This is a genomic window from Sporolactobacillus sp. BBK16-2, from assembly GCF_059878335.1.
Genome location: NZ_CM187611.1, coordinates 1,903,329 through 1,917,251, shown reverse-complemented (window position 1 = coordinate 1,917,251; position 13,923 = coordinate 1,903,329). Strand labels below are relative to the sequence as shown.

The window sequence follows — 13,923 nt, the reverse complement described above, 5'->3', positions numbered from 1 at the left end:
AAATGATCGAATCGAGGTGAAGAGGCATGAATCAAAAAAAAGCAGACTGGATGCTTGTCCTTGTTACCGTTCTTTGGGGCACTTCTTATTTGTTTATGAAAACCGGGCTGGATGATTTGGGGGTCTTTACTTTTATTGCACTGCGTTTTTTCATTGCTTTTGTCATCATGGCTTTATTTTTCCATCGTGCACTTTTTCATACAGATTTCAGAACACTGGTTTATAGCTTGCTGCAAAGTCTGATGCTTCTCGGCGTTTTTGCATTTCTCATGTTCGGAATGCTAACAACATCCGCGTCAAAGGCGGGATTCTTGAATAGTCTTACGGTCATCTTTGTTCCGATTCTTCATGCGCTGATCACGCGACATCTGCCACCAAGACGCGTGATGACGGGAGCAGGTGTCTCGTTAATTGGTATTTTTCTTTTAACAGGTACCTCCTCACTCATGCTCAGCAGTGGTGATTTGTTCTGTATTATTGGTGCGTTATTCAATGCAGGCTATATTATTCTTGCCGGACATGTCGGTAAGCAAGTGCCCGCACTTGCGTTCAGTATCTGGCAGATGGGGTTCACCGGCGTTCTGTCCTTACTGCTTGCCCTGATCTTAGAGCCGTTTCAGCTGCCTGCAACCCTGGCGGCATGGACTTCTGTTCTTGGTCTGGCCATTCTATGCAGTGCAGTCGGTTATTTGCTGCAAAACATAGCACAAAAGTTTACTTCGGATCTCCACGCAGGGCTTATTTTTTCATTAGAGCCCGTATTTGCGGCGCTGTTTGCCTATTTGTTTGTCGGAGAACGGTTATCTGTTCAGGCATCTATCGGAGCCGTGCTTGTTTTACTTAGTATCGTCATCATGGAAATCAAAATTGGTAATGATCGCAAAATGCCTCGTGCATGGTTTGCTGTCTCTCTGTTTAAAAAGCACAGCCGTCCTGATAAGTAATTGTTTAGGCAAAATAGGCAGGCGCACGATTTGCGGGATGCATTTGGAACAACTATGCATTATAATTTTTATCATCGTACATATCAATCGATTCATTTTCTGTTCATAGTTCACATGCACACTATTTGAGAAGAATGTTGTGTGAAAAGGAGTCGAAAAACCAATGAACAAAATTCTCGTTATTGATGACGATCCGCATATTCGCGAGCTAGTGACTGTGTTTCTTGAAAGTGAAAATTTGCCCTGCATTGAAGCAGAAAATGGAAGAGAAGCGCTAAGAATACTTGATGATGATTCTGTTGTGCTCATTATATTGGATATTATGATGCCTGAGATGGACGGATGGGCATTCTGCCGTGAAGTGCGCAAGTCCAAAAAAACTCCGATTTTAATGCTTACAGCAAAGGGAGAGACAATGCAGAAAGTTAAGGGTTTTGAGCTTGGAGCTGATGATTATCTCGTAAAACCATTTGAACCGATTGAGCTTGTTATGCGTGTGAAAGCTTTGCTGAGGCGCTATCAGGTATCCGTCTCGCAAACCCTGCGCATAGGAAAACTGGTTTTAGATCGAAAATCGTATACCATTATTAATGGAAACGATTCAATTATGATCCCAATGAAGGAATTTGAATTGCTGTTTATGCTTGCTGGAGCGCCAGGTCGAACGTTCACTCGAGATGACCTCATTGAAAATATTTGGGGTTATGATTACGAGGGGGATGAACGCACGATTGATGTTCATGTGAAACGACTTCGTGAACGTTTTGTCACTGATAAATGCGGATTTGAAATAAAAACAGTACGTGGACTCGGATATCGATTGGAAGAGTTATTATGAAAAGATACCCTTGGAATAAATTCAAAGTGCACTGTTTTGGCATTTTGTTCTTATTAGTACTGAGTCTGTTCTGGATTCTTTTTTATCTGTTGATTGATTCGGTGACGAATCATTTTGAAATTCATGTCCATCCGCTTCTTATTCATGTTGTGAGCGGACTCCTTGGTGTCGTTTTAATGGGCTTTGTGATGACTCAGGTTGGAAAGTACATTAAGCCAAAAAGATTTAATTACTTTCAGACGATTTCCCAAGCGATCAGACAGATGGCGAAGGGAAATTTCGAAATAGAGCTTAACATTCCGCTTCCTACGGAAGAAAAAAATCGACATAATCCTTTTGTCCAGCTTGTAGACAGCGTTCATTATATGGCGAAGGAACTGGGACAGCTGGAACGTGTGCGGCAAGAGTTTATTTCAAATGTCTCCCACGAGATTCAATCGCCGCTGACCTCGATTAAAGGATTCGCACGTGCATTGGAGAATGATCAGCTGCCGAAGGAAAAGAAAGATCATTACTTAAAGATCATTCAAACAGAAACAGATCGTCTCTCGAAATTAAGCGATAATTTATTAAAATTGACAGCACTTGAAAATGAGAAGCACCCGATGTACATGACTGATTATCATCCGGATCGACAAATAAGATCATGCCTGCTCGCACTTGAACCTCAATGGAGCAGTAAGAAATTGAATCTAGATATTAAATTAGAACCGGTTATGATTCATGCAGATAGTGAACTAATGAATCAGGTTTGGATGAATTTAATTCAAAATAGTATTAAATTCACTCCCATTGAAGGGAAGATCAGTGTTTTATTAAAAGAGCAGAGTGGTCGTATTCTCTTCCAATTGTCAGACACAGGAATGGGCATTAAAAAAGAGGATTTTGTTCATCTTTTCGAACGATTCTATAAAGGAAACCGCTCGCGAACCAGTCGTGAAGGCGGCAGTGGTTTAGGCCTTTCTATCGTGAAAAAAATTATAGATGTTCATCAAGGAGAAATTCGTGTAAGCAGCGACTATGGAAAGGGGACTACTTTTTCTATATGGTTGGAAAAGGCAGAAACAAAGTCCCAAAGCACTAATTAATTGACAAGTGCAATGATAAAAACGGAAATGCTTGATAGGACGAGTGCGCCGATCATGAGATAGACAACGACTTTAAATAATTTCTTCGACATAGATATGACCGTTCCTTTCCTAGTGAGTTCTTGTCCATTATAGTTGATCATAAGCAGACTTTTCAATCGACTGAGCAAAATTGAATGAACAGTATGTTATTATAACAAAAGAGAAACAGGCAAAACGAAATAAAGGTAATTTTTACAGAAATAATGATGAAATGAGTGAGTGGATTGATTAATGAAGAACGTCTGATCACGAATTTTTGTGAATTAGTCAGCATTGATTCGGAAACTGGATTTGAAGGGAAAATCTATGAGGTTCTGAAAAAAAAACTTCTTGAACTCGGACTCGATGTTAAGGAAGACCAGGCACAAAAGACAACGGGTCATGGAGCAAATAATCTCATTTGCACGTTGCATGGAACGAAAACAGGTACTCCCATTTTCATTGGTACACATATGGATACGGTTCTTCCGGGAAAAGGTGTTAAACCATTAATTGAAAATGGTTACATCACCTCAGATGGGACAACGATTCTCGGATCGGATGATAAAGCCGGTATAGCAGCGATTCTGGAGGCAATTCAAGTAATGATCGAGGAGCAGCACGAACATGCCGATGTTCAGTTCATCATTACGATTGGCGAGGAATCCGGCTTGCTCGGAGCAAAAGCGCTTGACATGTCTCTGGTCCATGCTGATTATGGCTTTGCATTGGACAGTGACGGACCGGTAGGAGATGTGGTAGTGGCAGCTCCATTTCAAACGAAATTCATCGTTGATTTATATGGGAAGACTGCACACGCCGGCATTGAACCTGAAAAAGGAGTATCGGCAATTACATTGGCAGCTAAAGCCATTGCTAAAATGCCGCTCGGTCGGATCGACAATGACACAACAGCGAATATCGGCAGTTTTGAAGGCGGTAAAGCGACAAATATTGTCTGTGATTACGTGAAGGTGATTGCAGAAACTCGATCACTTGTCAAAGAAAAAATGGATAATCAGATTATAAAAATGACTGAGGCTTTCAAAGATACCGCCATGAAAATGGGAGGAAAAGCAGAGGTTCATGCTGAATTCATGTATCCGGGATACAAATTCGGCAGTGAGGATGCAGTGGTCCAGCTCGCATCAAAGGCGATTGAAGCAGTTGGCAGAACACCGCATATGCTCCAAAGCGGCGGAGGAAGCGATGCTAATGTACTTTGCGGTAAAGGAATACCAACGATAAACTTGGGTGTCGGCTATGAAAACATTCACACAGTCAAAGAGAAAATAGCAATTAAGGAACTCATAAAGACAGCTGAGCTTGTCATTGCTCTAGTTGATCAAGCAATTGAAAAAGATTAATCTTAAGAAAGAATGACGTACGAAGAGGCGATAAATGGCGATGGCAAGTGCAAGGATTATCTTTCATATCGATATGAACAGTTTTTATGCCTCAGTTGAAATTGCCAACCATCCGGAACTTAAAAAAAAGCCGCTCGCCATCGCCGGTAAAACGGAGGAGCGGCATGGTATCATTGTAACGAGCAGCTATGAGGCAAGAAAAAGAGGGGTGCGGACGACCATGACAGTTCGTGAAGCACGAAAGCTGTGTCCTGACCTCATTGTACGTCATCCTGATTTTTCCTTGTATCGACGAACTTCGGATCAATTATTCGAAATGCTTAAAGAATATACTCCATTAGTTGAAAAAGCATCCATTGATGAAGGTTACCTTGATGTGAGTGCTTTGAATAAAATACATCCATTGAAGCTTGCCGGCACGATTCAAAACAGGATTGGCGATGAGCTTCGTTTGCCATGCAGTATTGGTATTGCACCTAATAAATTTCTCGCAAAAATGGCGTCTAATATGAAGAAACCCATGGGCATAACAGTTATCAGAAAGCGACAGTTGGCGGATCTATTATGGCCGTTGCCTATTGGTAAAATGCATGGTGTCGGACCGAAAACAGAACAAAAATTTAACTCAGAAGGCATACTGACAATTGGTGATCTTGCAAATCATGATTCGGTTCTAGTTGAACGGCATTTTGGAACGAATGGACGCAGACTTTTTGAATTAGCAAATGGACAAGACGATCGTCTTGTCGATCCAGAAGCTTGGGATCGTTATAAAAGCATCGGACATTCTGTCACGCTGTCTCAGGACACACGATCAATGAAAATTATTCAAGATACCTTGCATCAGCTTTCGACTAAGCTAGCGCTTCAATTAAAAAAAGAGCATGTGGCAAGCTATGAACTTATTTTGATGATACGTTATCATGATTGGACAACGGTTACGCGACATAAAACAACAGTACAACCGTTGAGGAGCTTGGAAGAAATTGAGAACCTTGCGTTCTCAGTCTTTCGTTCAAATTGGAAAGGCAATGATGTTCGACTGCTTGGTATCACGCTTGCTTCTTTTCAGTCAGTCAGTGACTCAACGAAACAACTTGATCTGTTTTCATACCAGAAAGATGCCCAATCAGAGCAGCTTGTCAATTTAATTGATCAAATCAACGACCAATTTGGAGAAGAAACGTTGCTGCCGGCAACGCGCCTACTTGATAAGAAACGAATGGGAGATTCATTTGGAAATTAAGAGTATTATCGTTGGAAAATTTAGTGTAGTAAGGGTATAAAAGGTGGATTGGATAGAATGAGGTTTACATTTTTAGGAACAGGTGCGGGAATGCCGGCGAAAGAACGAAATGTTACGTCGCTCGCTGTCAGTTTTCCAGAATATGATGGAGATTTATGGCTTTTTGATTGTGGTGAGGGGACCCAGCGGCAAATTCTTTATACCTCTGTTAAATTAACAAAGCTGTCAGTTATCTTCGTCACCCACTTGCATGGAGATCATCTCTTCGGGTTGCCGGGAATTCTTGGCAGTCGGTCTTTTCAGGGAGCGCTTACGCCGTTGACACTCATCGGTCCGAAGGGATTGAAGGAATATGTTGAAACATCACTTCGTGTTTCCGGAACGCATCTCTATTATCCGGTTACTGTACATGAAATTAATTCAGAAAACATAGTGTATGAAAATGATCATTTTATTGTGGATGCAGGCGAACTGGATCACGGCATCAAAACATACGGTTATCGGATCACTGAAAAAGATCAGCCCGGAGAGTTGCTGGTGGACAAGCTGATCGATATAGGCGTGCGTCCGGGTCCTATTTATAAGCAGATAAAGGAACAAGAGAATGTTATGCTACCGGATGGAAAAGTTCTAGATACAGCTGATTTCATCGGAAAACAACGTAAAGGGCGAACGATTACCATCTTAGGCGACACGAGGCCCTGTGAGACGTCTTTGCTTCTTGCGAAAAATGCTGATTTGCTTATTCATGAAGCGACGTTTAGTGGAGATTGTGATCAGCTTGCTCATGATTATCACCATTCTACGTCACTGCAAGCTGCTGAAACGGCAAATAAAGCGGAGGCAAAAGCTCTGATTCTCTCTCATTTAAGTTCAAGATATCAAAAAAGGGAACAATCAGCACTGCTTAATGAAGCAAAAGCAGTTTTTCCATTAACTTTTCTCGCTCATGATTTGTGGACTTATGAATTAAAGCACCCATCACGGCATTGATCATTCAAAAATCTTACTCGATGTGTTGAAGAATTTCACACAAGTCGGTGAGGTTGAGGATATAATGATGACATCCGTTTTCATTGCTGCGTTTGTTATTTGTTTCTTGTCCTTTTTTATAAGCAAAAATAAGGCTCCCAAATATGGGAGCCTTATTTTTCATGTACGTTGATCGTTCATTAAGTAAACAGATTACTTTGCTTCTGTTTCACCGTAACCATATGCACCGTGTTCGCTGATATCAAGACCTGCTTTTTCAGCCTCAGCAGATACGCGGAGACCCATGGTTGCTTTCATGATTGAGAGTACAATCAGCGAAGCAACAGCAACAAAAGCGAATGCTGCGATAACGCCGAGTGCTTGAACGCCTAATTGGTGGAAACCGCCGCCATAGAAGAGTCCGGCTTTACCAACACCAGCGAGTGCAACAAGCTTAGGAGCTGCGAAGAAACCAGTTGAAAGAGTACCGATAACACCAGAGATGCCGTGTACAGAGAAGGCATAGATCGGATCATCAAGACCTTTGCTTTCAAGGAAGATTGAAGTCCAGTAAGTGAATGCACCGGCAACTGCGCCAATGACAATTGCTGCCCAAGGCTCAACAAACGCACAAGATGCTGTGATCGCAACGAGTGCGGCAAGAACACCGTTGCACATTGCACCGATATCTGCCTTTTTAGAAATAAGCATTGCTGCGAACAGAGCACCAAGTGCGCCAGCTGCTGCTGCTAGGTTCGTTGTCAAAGCTACATAACCGAAGAATTGACCATAACCAGATGTTGCTACACCTGTTGAAACGGTACTGCCGGCGTTGAATCCAAACCAGCCAATCCAAAGAATAAATGTACCAAGATATACAAATGGAATACTGTGTGCCGGAATTGTTTTTGCTTTTCCATCGACAAACTTGCCGATTCTAGGTCCGAGAAGCAATGTACCAACTAATGCTGCCGTTGCACCTTGAAGGTGAACGACTGTTGATCCAGCGAAATCCTGCATGCCAAGAGTGGACAGCCAGCCGCCGCCCCATACCCAGTGACCAACTACCGGATAAATGATCGCAACGAAAATCGTTCCGAATACGAAGTACACAGACAACTTGGCACGTTCTGCAAAACCGCCCCAAGCAATTGCCAGCGATACAGCGGCGAATGCGAGCTGGAAGAGGAAGAAAATTGAATCAGCGCCGCTCGGGATGCCGCTCAAGAAAAATTTAGAAGTACCGATAAATGCATTACCATCGCCAAAAGCGACCCCATAACCTACTGCCCAGAAAACAATTGAGGAAACGCCGAGTGTAATAATCTGCTTTCCTGTAATGTGGCCCGCATTCTTGCTTCGCAGTGATCCTGCTTCAAGAAATGCGAATCCGGCTTGCATAAGGAGAACTAAAATTGCTGCAACCATTACCCATAAAGAATCCAAACTTACTGTTATAGCATCTGTTGCTTTCATTAAGTTGATGCCCCCTTTTTTATGATGAAGTAATTATAACATATCATGTCAGTAAAAGTTACAACTAAATATTAAAAATATTCATTTATTTATGTAAGCCTTTTCAATTTCGGCATTTTTGTTACTATTTTGCAAGCCCTTTTTCCTATAATTCTGCGAAGTTCGACATATTTTGCTTCACTTTAGGTGATTTATAATGATTAAATTGATCTAGGCGATAAGACGGGGCTAACATTTGTTATCTATTGAATGTACTATTATTTATAATAGTATTTGTAATAAATGAGGATTCGACATTAAGGGAGTATTCATCATGTTTCAAAAGAAAATAATTGTTATTACTGGTGCTTCAAGTGGGGTTGGACGTGAACTTGCCTGTTTATTTGCTTCAAAGGGAGCTCAGGTTGTGCTGCTTGCTCGCAATGTAGAAAAACTAGCTGAATTGCAGAGACAAATTAATATTGAAGGCGGTTCGGCTGATTACTATTCATTGGATATAACTGACATCAATTCGATTCGCTTGATTTTTGAAAAAATTGTTTTGCGTTTCCAACATATTGACATACTGATTAACTGCGCCGGAGTTGGAAAATTTCAATTTTTTTCGGAAATGGGAAGCGACGTGATTGATCAAATGCTTGCGGTCAATGTACATGGACTCATTCACTGTACACAGGCTGCTCTTCCATCAATGGTTCGGCAAAAACACGGATGTATCGTTAATATTGCATCACTTGCAGGAATCATTACGACATCAAAATCGGTCGTCTATGGTGCAACAAAGCATGCGGTCATCGGTTTCTCAAATGGATTGAGGATGGAATCAGCGAAAGAAGGCATACGCGTAATTGTTGTGAATCCCGGACCGATTCGTACGCCGTTTTTAAATATTGCGGATCCTTCAGGACATTATTTGAAAAATGCAGGATGTTTTATGCTTGATGCACGTACCGTAGCGGAAAAAGTGATTAGAGGAATTGAAAAAAATAAGCGGGAAATTAATCTTCCTTGGTATATGGGTATAGGTGCAAAGCTGTATCAGTTAATGCCCGGAGTATTTGAGAAGATTTTCGGACGTATTATTAATATGAAGTAGGCATTTTTTTCAGTGACAATCTATATATTTTGCATATTACGTGCAAAAAGTGTATTATTGATTTGTAAGAAAACGCTTACATTATTGCGCGTTCAATTTTGTAAGCGCTAAATGACGGGAGGAGTCAGAATGCAAACTGAAACACAAGCATCCGCTAAAGACATGACCGTTGAGAAAGCAAAATGGATTTATACGAAAATGCAAGAGATTCGCCAATTTGAAACTGCTGTACATGAAATCTTCGCTAAGGGTGAGATACCGGGTTTTGTTCACTTGTATGCAGGCGAAGAAGCCGTTGCTGTCGGAGTCTGTGCTCACCTGACAGACAATGACAGTATCACAAGTACCCACCGCGGACATGGACATTGTATCGCAAAAGGTTGTGATTTGAACGGAATGATGGCTGAGATCTACGGACGAGCAACCGGTCTCTGCAAGGGTAAGGGAGGTTCCATGCATATTGCGGACGTATCAAAAGGCATGCTCGGTGCCAATGGTATTGTAGGCGCGGGACTGCCGCTGGCGGTCGGTGCGGGACTAACAGCCAAAGTAAAGAAAACGAATGATGTTGCCGTCTGCTTCTTCGGCGATGGAGCAAGCAACCACGGAACGTTCCACGAAGCAGTGAATATGGCTGCCATCTGGAAACTTCCCGTTATTTTCGTATGCGAAAATAACGGATTCGGTGAAGCTTCTACATTTGAATACGCAGCAGCAGCTGATTCAATTGCAAATTTTGCCAAGGTATATAAAATTGCAGGAGAAACGGTGGACGGAAAAGATCTGACTGCCGTGTATGACGCTGCAGGAAAGGCAGTTGCACGCGCACGCAAAGGTGAAGGCCCGACGATTCTTGAATGCATGACCTATCGCGATTTCGGACATTTTGAAGGCGATACGCAATCATATAAAGATAAAGAAAAACAACAAAAGGCAGTTACTGATGACGACGCTATTCTCAGATTTCAGGGCTACTTAAAGAAAAACAAAATTTTGTCGGCTGAAGAAATCAAGGGACTTGATGATTCAGTCAAGGCAGCCATCGATGAGGCGGTTCGATTTAGTGAGGAAAGTCCATTCCCTGATGATAAAGAAGTCACCACCGATGTCTATGTCTCATATTAAATCGATTGGATAAATCTGGAGGTGCTCGCAATGGCAGTTAAAATGAGTTATTCAGAAGCAATTAATGACGCAATTCGAGTTGCAATGCGTAAAGATGATGATGTTATCTTAATCGGCGAAGATGTCGCAGGCGGTGCGGAAGTTGATCATTTGCAGGATCAAGGCGCATGGGGCGGTGTTTTCGGAGTTACAAAAGGAATTGTAGAGGAATTCGGCCGTGATCGTGTAATTGATACGCCAATTGCTGAATCCGGATATATGGGCGCGGCTGTTTCCGCAGCGGCAACTGGATTACGACCTATTTCAGAACTGATGTTCAATGACTTTATCGGCAGCTGTCTAGATGAAGTCATGAATCAAGCGGCAAAATTTCATTATATGTTCGGAGGAAAAGCAAAGGTACCGCTGACCATTCGAACCATTGACGGCGCCGGATTCAACGCTGCGGCTCAGCACTCGCAAAGCCTCTACGCATTGTTCACACATATTCCGGGTATCAAAGTAGTCATACCAAGCAATCCATATGATATGAAGGGACTGCTGCTCAGCGCAATCTTTGATGACGACCCTGTCGTGGTATTTGAAGATAAGACTCTTTATGGAATGAAAGGCGAGGTCGGCGAGGGTTTCTATACAATTCCATTCGGAAAAGCTGAAATCAAACGTGCTGGGAATGATTTGACGATTGTCGGCCTCGGAAAACAAGTATATACCGCTTTAAAAGCTGCAGACAAATTGGCGAAGAAAGGTTTCGAAGCAGAAGTTATTGATCCTAGAACTTTATCACCTCTTGATGAAGATACGATTATCAATTCGGTGAAGAAGACGGGACGACTAATTATTGTAGATGAAGCTTATCCTCGTTGCAGTGCAGCTACGGATATCGCAGCGATCGTCGGTGATAAAGCCTTTGATTATCTGGATGCGCCAATTAAGCGTGTGACTGCTCCTCATGCACCAGTACCATTTTCTCCGCCGCTTGAGAAGTTGTATATGCCGACACCTGAGAAAATTATCGATGCATTCAGTGTTATGGTAGGCGATAAAGTTTTCTCAGCTGTGTAAAGTAATCAGCAATTATAGTAATGGGATGCTCCGTAATTGATCTCAGTATCCCTTCTGAGTTTATCCGAAAGGAGCGAGGAAAAAATGGCGGTAGAAATCATTATGCCGAAAATGGGCATGGGCATGGAAGAAGGAACGGTTGTCGAATGGTTGAAACAAAAAGGGGATTCGGTAAAAAAAGGCGAATCTGTTGTCTCAATTAGTTCAGATAAGATTGAAAAAGAACTGGAAGCGCCGGAAGAAGGCGTCCTTATTGATATTGAAGCAGATGTTGACGATGTTGTTCCAATTGGTCACCCGTTAGGATATATTGGTGCTCCAGGGGAAACAGTTAATTCAGAAGAAGCATCTGCACCAGCACCGGAAAAGAAACAAGATGTTCCAGTTGCTGCTGAAGCCCCTGCACCTGCAGCAGAATCTGCTCCAGAACCGGCGAAGGGTGAAGAACCGAGACTTCGTGTTTCTCCTGCGGCTCGCCGTTTAGCAAAAATCGAAAATATAGATTTAGCTACCGTTACCGGCACGGGGCCAATGGGACGAATTACAAAAGCCGATGTTGCTGCGGCTCAGACAAAAAAAGCTCAGCAGCCGGCTGAAGCATCTAAGCCTGCTCCAACACCTGCACCATCATCACTTAGTATAGGAACGGCAAAGAAAGTTACTGGAATGCGTAAAGTGATCTCAGATCGAATGTTCAACAGTTTGCAGACAACAGCACAATTGACTCTGCAGACCACTGTCGATGTCACAGAACTGATAGCTTTCCAGAAAAAAGCGCGTGAAGCGTATCAAATTAATGATGAAGTGCGTTTAACGATCACTGATTTCATTGCCAAGGCAGCAATTAACGCCTTGCTTGAACACAAAGCGATGAACAGCATCTATGAAGGGGATACGATTACAACTTTTGATGCCGTTCACCTTGGCGTGGCGGTAGCGCTTAATGAAGGACTCGTTGTACCGGTCATTCAAGACGCGGACAAAAAATCATTGAGTTCTATATCACGCGAGATTCGCAAAGCGAGCAAGCAAGCACGCGGTTCGGAATTGAATCAGCTTCAGTTAAGCGGATCAACGTTTACCATTACTTCACTAGGAACCTATGGCGTCGGCTTCTTCACACCGGTGATCAATCCTCCTGAAGTAGGTATACTTGGTGTAGGTACGATAAGTGAACAGCCTGTTTACTTTGGCGATGAACTAAAGAAACGCAGTATGATGCCGCTCAGTTTGACCTTTGATCATCGAGCAGTTGACGGAGCGCCGGCAGCCGCATTTTTAGCTACGGTTAAACAAAATCTAGAAGCACCATTCAAATTGGTACTCTAAATTTTTGCGTAAAGAGATTTTTATTAAATAAGATAAGTTTAATAGAATAAACGAGTCATGTTATGCAGGAAACAGATCCGGGTAAACGACGGCTGCTTCCTTTTTTTTTGCAGAACTCACAAGGAAGAGGATCATTTAGTACAAATTTTTTAAAGTCAATGGTGCTCGAGTTTGATGTTAGATTTGGATTATATTGGATTAGTGATTGTGAAATAGGGTACAATGGAATAGTGAATGTTAGCCGTATTATCGGCATTTTTGAAAGATTGGGGAATGGTCATGCCGAAATCTAAATACTTTCGATTTGCAGTTTGGGTGCTTCTGATATTAATAATACTTATGGTAGGTTCGAAACTTACCTTTATTTTACAGCCGATTGGTGTTCTATTTACATCACTTGCGGCTCCTCTCATTATTTCCGGATTGCTCTTTTATTTATTGCGTCCTCTTGTTCGTGGATTAGTAAGGCTTAAAATTCCAAGAGTTGTTGCTATAATCATTATTTATCTCGTTGTCATCGGATTAATCACCTTGCTTCTCTTTAATTTTGGCCCGCTCTTATATAATCAGTTTCTTTCCTTAATTACAAGCATGCCGGGCTTGGTACAGCAGCTTGGCGAACAACTGGTCAACTTTCAACAGAGTGAAATTTTTTCAAAGATGCATTTGGATGAAATTCCATATCTTGATTTCGCCAACCGTTTTTCAAAATCTCTATCTGCAATGGCGACTACATTTGGAAATAATATTCTATCCATTATCCAATCGATTACAGGTACTGTGCTCATTATTGCCATCGTTCCCTTTATCCTTTTCTATCTTTTAAAAGATGGTGATCGCATGTCTCAAGGAATTATAAAATTCATTCCTGCCGAGCATCGCGAAAAAGCGGGAGAGATACTTAGGGACATGGATCAAACGTTGAGCGGATATATTCAGGGGCAGATGATTGTTTTACTCTTTGATTTTGTCTTCATTTATATTTGGTATCTGATTATCGGACTCCACTACTCGCTGGTACTCGCCTTAGTCATTTTGTTTACAAATGTCATCCCGTTTATCGGCTCATTTATTGCAACCATACCGGCTGTCATTGTTGCGTTTATTCAATCACCGATTCTCGCACTTTATGTTATCATCGGAGTTACCGTCGTTCAGCAAATTGAAGGCAATGTGATCTCACCGCTTGTCATGGGAAGAAAATTAGATATTCACCCGCTGACGATCATCTGTATTCTGCTTGTTGCAGGAAACTTGGCCGGTATTATCGGCATGCTGCTTGCCATTCCCTTCTATGCTGTGTGCAAGGTAATTGTGACGCGTGTGTACCAATTAATCCAATTGCGCAAGCAATAA

13 protein-coding genes are annotated in these 13,923 nt (G+C 42.1%); 11 read left to right on the top strand and 2 right to left on the bottom strand.

Annotated elements, in window-relative coordinates; translation table 11 throughout:
• Positions 1 to 26: 26 nt before the first annotated feature.
• The 3 genes from AC6F33_RS09600 (at position 27) to AC6F33_RS09590 (ending at position 2,870) form a co-directional block, all read left to right on the top strand.
• Complete coding sequence (locus AC6F33_RS09600; RefSeq protein WP_480947302.1) at positions 27 to 944, top strand: DMT family transporter; 918 nt, start codon at positions 27 to 29, stop codon at positions 942 to 944.
• A gap of 163 nt (positions 945 to 1,107) precedes the next feature.
• Positions 1,108 to 1,782: a response regulator transcription factor gene (locus AC6F33_RS09595; RefSeq protein WP_255747993.1), complete on the top strand. Its 675-nt coding sequence runs from the start codon at positions 1,108 to 1,110 to the stop codon at positions 1,780 to 1,782.
• Positions 1,779 to 2,870, top strand: coding sequence for a sensor histidine kinase (locus AC6F33_RS09590; protein ID WP_255747995.1), 1,092 nt, complete (start codon positions 1,779 to 1,781; stop codon positions 2,868 to 2,870). Before AC6F33_RS09595 ends, AC6F33_RS09590 begins: the two co-directional genes overlap by 4 nt.
• On the opposite strand, the gene prli42 is transcribed toward AC6F33_RS09590, so the two are convergent.
• Positions 2,867 to 3,013: a stressosome-associated protein Prli42 gene (prli42, locus tag AC6F33_RS09585; RefSeq protein ID WP_255747997.1), complete on the bottom strand. Its 147-nt coding sequence runs from the start codon at positions 3,011 to 3,013 to the stop codon at positions 2,867 to 2,869. The two genes, AC6F33_RS09590 and prli42, sit on opposite strands and share 4 nt — an antisense overlap.
• 123 nt (positions 3,014 to 3,136) lie before the next feature.
• Between prli42 and AC6F33_RS09580 the strand changes: the two genes are divergently transcribed.
• From AC6F33_RS09580 to rnz, 3 genes are read left to right on the top strand one after another with little or no spacing between them, the layout of a single operon-like run.
• Positions 3,137 to 4,258 carry a M20/M25/M40 family metallo-hydrolase gene (locus AC6F33_RS09580; protein WP_255748176.1) on the top strand — a complete coding sequence of 374 codons (1,122 nt, stop codon included), beginning with the start codon at positions 3,137 to 3,139 and terminating at the stop codon, positions 4,256 to 4,258.
• A 34-nt stretch (positions 4,259 to 4,292) separates the two neighbouring features.
• On the top strand, positions 4,293 to 5,504 hold the full coding sequence (locus AC6F33_RS09575) for a DNA polymerase IV (protein WP_500777030.1): 1,212 nt from the start codon (positions 4,293 to 4,295) through the stop codon (positions 5,502 to 5,504).
• Positions 5,505 to 5,561: 57 nt separating this feature from the next.
• Entirely contained in the window at positions 5,562 to 6,497 is a 936-nt protein-coding gene (gene rnz / locus AC6F33_RS09570; RefSeq protein WP_255748001.1) for a ribonuclease Z, read from the top strand.
• 192 nt (positions 6,498 to 6,689) lie between these two features.
• Here the strand turns inward: rnz and AC6F33_RS09565 are convergent, their stop codons facing one another.
• Positions 6,690 to 7,952, bottom strand: coding sequence for an ammonium transporter (locus AC6F33_RS09565; RefSeq protein ID WP_255748003.1), 1,263 nt, complete (start codon positions 7,950 to 7,952; stop codon positions 6,690 to 6,692).
• A 313-nt stretch (positions 7,953 to 8,265) separates the two neighbouring features.
• On the opposite strand from AC6F33_RS09565, the gene AC6F33_RS09560 reads away from it, so the two are divergent.
• From AC6F33_RS09560 to AC6F33_RS09540, 5 genes are all read left to right on the top strand, one after another.
• Entirely contained in the window at positions 8,266 to 9,048 is a 783-nt protein-coding gene (locus AC6F33_RS09560; RefSeq protein WP_500777029.1) for an SDR family NAD(P)-dependent oxidoreductase, read from the top strand.
• Positions 9,049 to 9,177: 129 nt separating this feature from the next.
• Positions 9,178 to 10,173 carry a thiamine pyrophosphate-dependent dehydrogenase E1 component subunit alpha gene (locus tag AC6F33_RS09555; protein ID WP_255748006.1) on the top strand — a complete coding sequence of 332 codons (996 nt, stop codon included), beginning with the start codon at positions 9,178 to 9,180 and terminating at the stop codon, positions 10,171 to 10,173.
• Positions 10,174 to 10,203: 30 nt separating this feature from the next.
• Positions 10,204 to 11,238, top strand: coding sequence for an alpha-ketoacid dehydrogenase subunit beta (locus AC6F33_RS09550; RefSeq protein ID WP_480947307.1), 1,035 nt, complete (start codon positions 10,204 to 10,206; stop codon positions 11,236 to 11,238).
• Between the two features lie 84 nt (positions 11,239 to 11,322).
• Positions 11,323 to 12,567 carry a dihydrolipoamide acetyltransferase family protein gene (locus tag AC6F33_RS09545; RefSeq protein ID WP_255748008.1) on the top strand — a complete coding sequence of 415 codons (1,245 nt, stop codon included), beginning with the start codon at positions 11,323 to 11,325 and terminating at the stop codon, positions 12,565 to 12,567.
• A 279-nt stretch (positions 12,568 to 12,846) separates the two neighbouring features.
• Positions 12,847 to 13,923 carry an AI-2E family transporter gene (locus AC6F33_RS09540; protein ID WP_255748010.1) on the top strand — a complete coding sequence of 359 codons (1,077 nt, stop codon included), beginning with the start codon at positions 12,847 to 12,849 and terminating at the stop codon, positions 13,921 to 13,923.

Bases quoted from the DNA above. Each gene is read 5' to 3' on its own strand.
- AC6F33_RS09595 (WP_255747993.1), top strand. From the start codon at position 1,108: ATGAACAAAATTCTCGTTATTGATGACGATCCGCATATTCGCGAGCTA.
- AC6F33_RS09550 (WP_480947307.1), top strand. From the start codon at position 10,204: ATGGCAGTTAAAATGAGTTATTCAGAAGCAATTAATGACGCAATTCGA.
- AC6F33_RS09555 (WP_255748006.1), top strand. From the start codon at position 9,178: ATGCAAACTGAAACACAAGCATCCGCTAAAGACATGACCGTTGAGAAA.
- AC6F33_RS09545 (WP_255748008.1), top strand. From the start codon at position 11,323: ATGGCGGTAGAAATCATTATGCCGAAAATGGGCATGGGCATGGAAGAA.
- AC6F33_RS09575 (WP_500777030.1), top strand. From the start codon at position 4,293: ATGGCGATGGCAAGTGCAAGGATTATCTTTCATATCGATATGAACAGT.
- prli42 (WP_255747997.1), bottom strand. From the start codon at position 3,013: ATGATCAACTATAATGGACAAGAACTCACTAGGAAAGGAACGGTCATA.
- AC6F33_RS09565 (WP_255748003.1), bottom strand. From the start codon at position 7,952: ATGAAAGCAACAGATGCTATAACAGTAAGTTTGGATTCTTTATGGGTA.
- AC6F33_RS09600 (WP_480947302.1), top strand. From the start codon at position 27: ATGAATCAAAAAAAAGCAGACTGGATGCTTGTCCTTGTTACCGTTCTT.
- AC6F33_RS09540 (WP_255748010.1), top strand. From the start codon at position 12,847: ATGCCGAAATCTAAATACTTTCGATTTGCAGTTTGGGTGCTTCTGATA.
- AC6F33_RS09560 (WP_500777029.1), top strand. From the start codon at position 8,266: ATGTTTCAAAAGAAAATAATTGTTATTACTGGTGCTTCAAGTGGGGTT.
- AC6F33_RS09590 (WP_255747995.1), top strand. From the start codon at position 1,779: ATGAAAAGATACCCTTGGAATAAATTCAAAGTGCACTGTTTTGGCATT.
- rnz (WP_255748001.1), top strand. From the start codon at position 5,562: ATGAGGTTTACATTTTTAGGAACAGGTGCGGGAATGCCGGCGAAAGAA.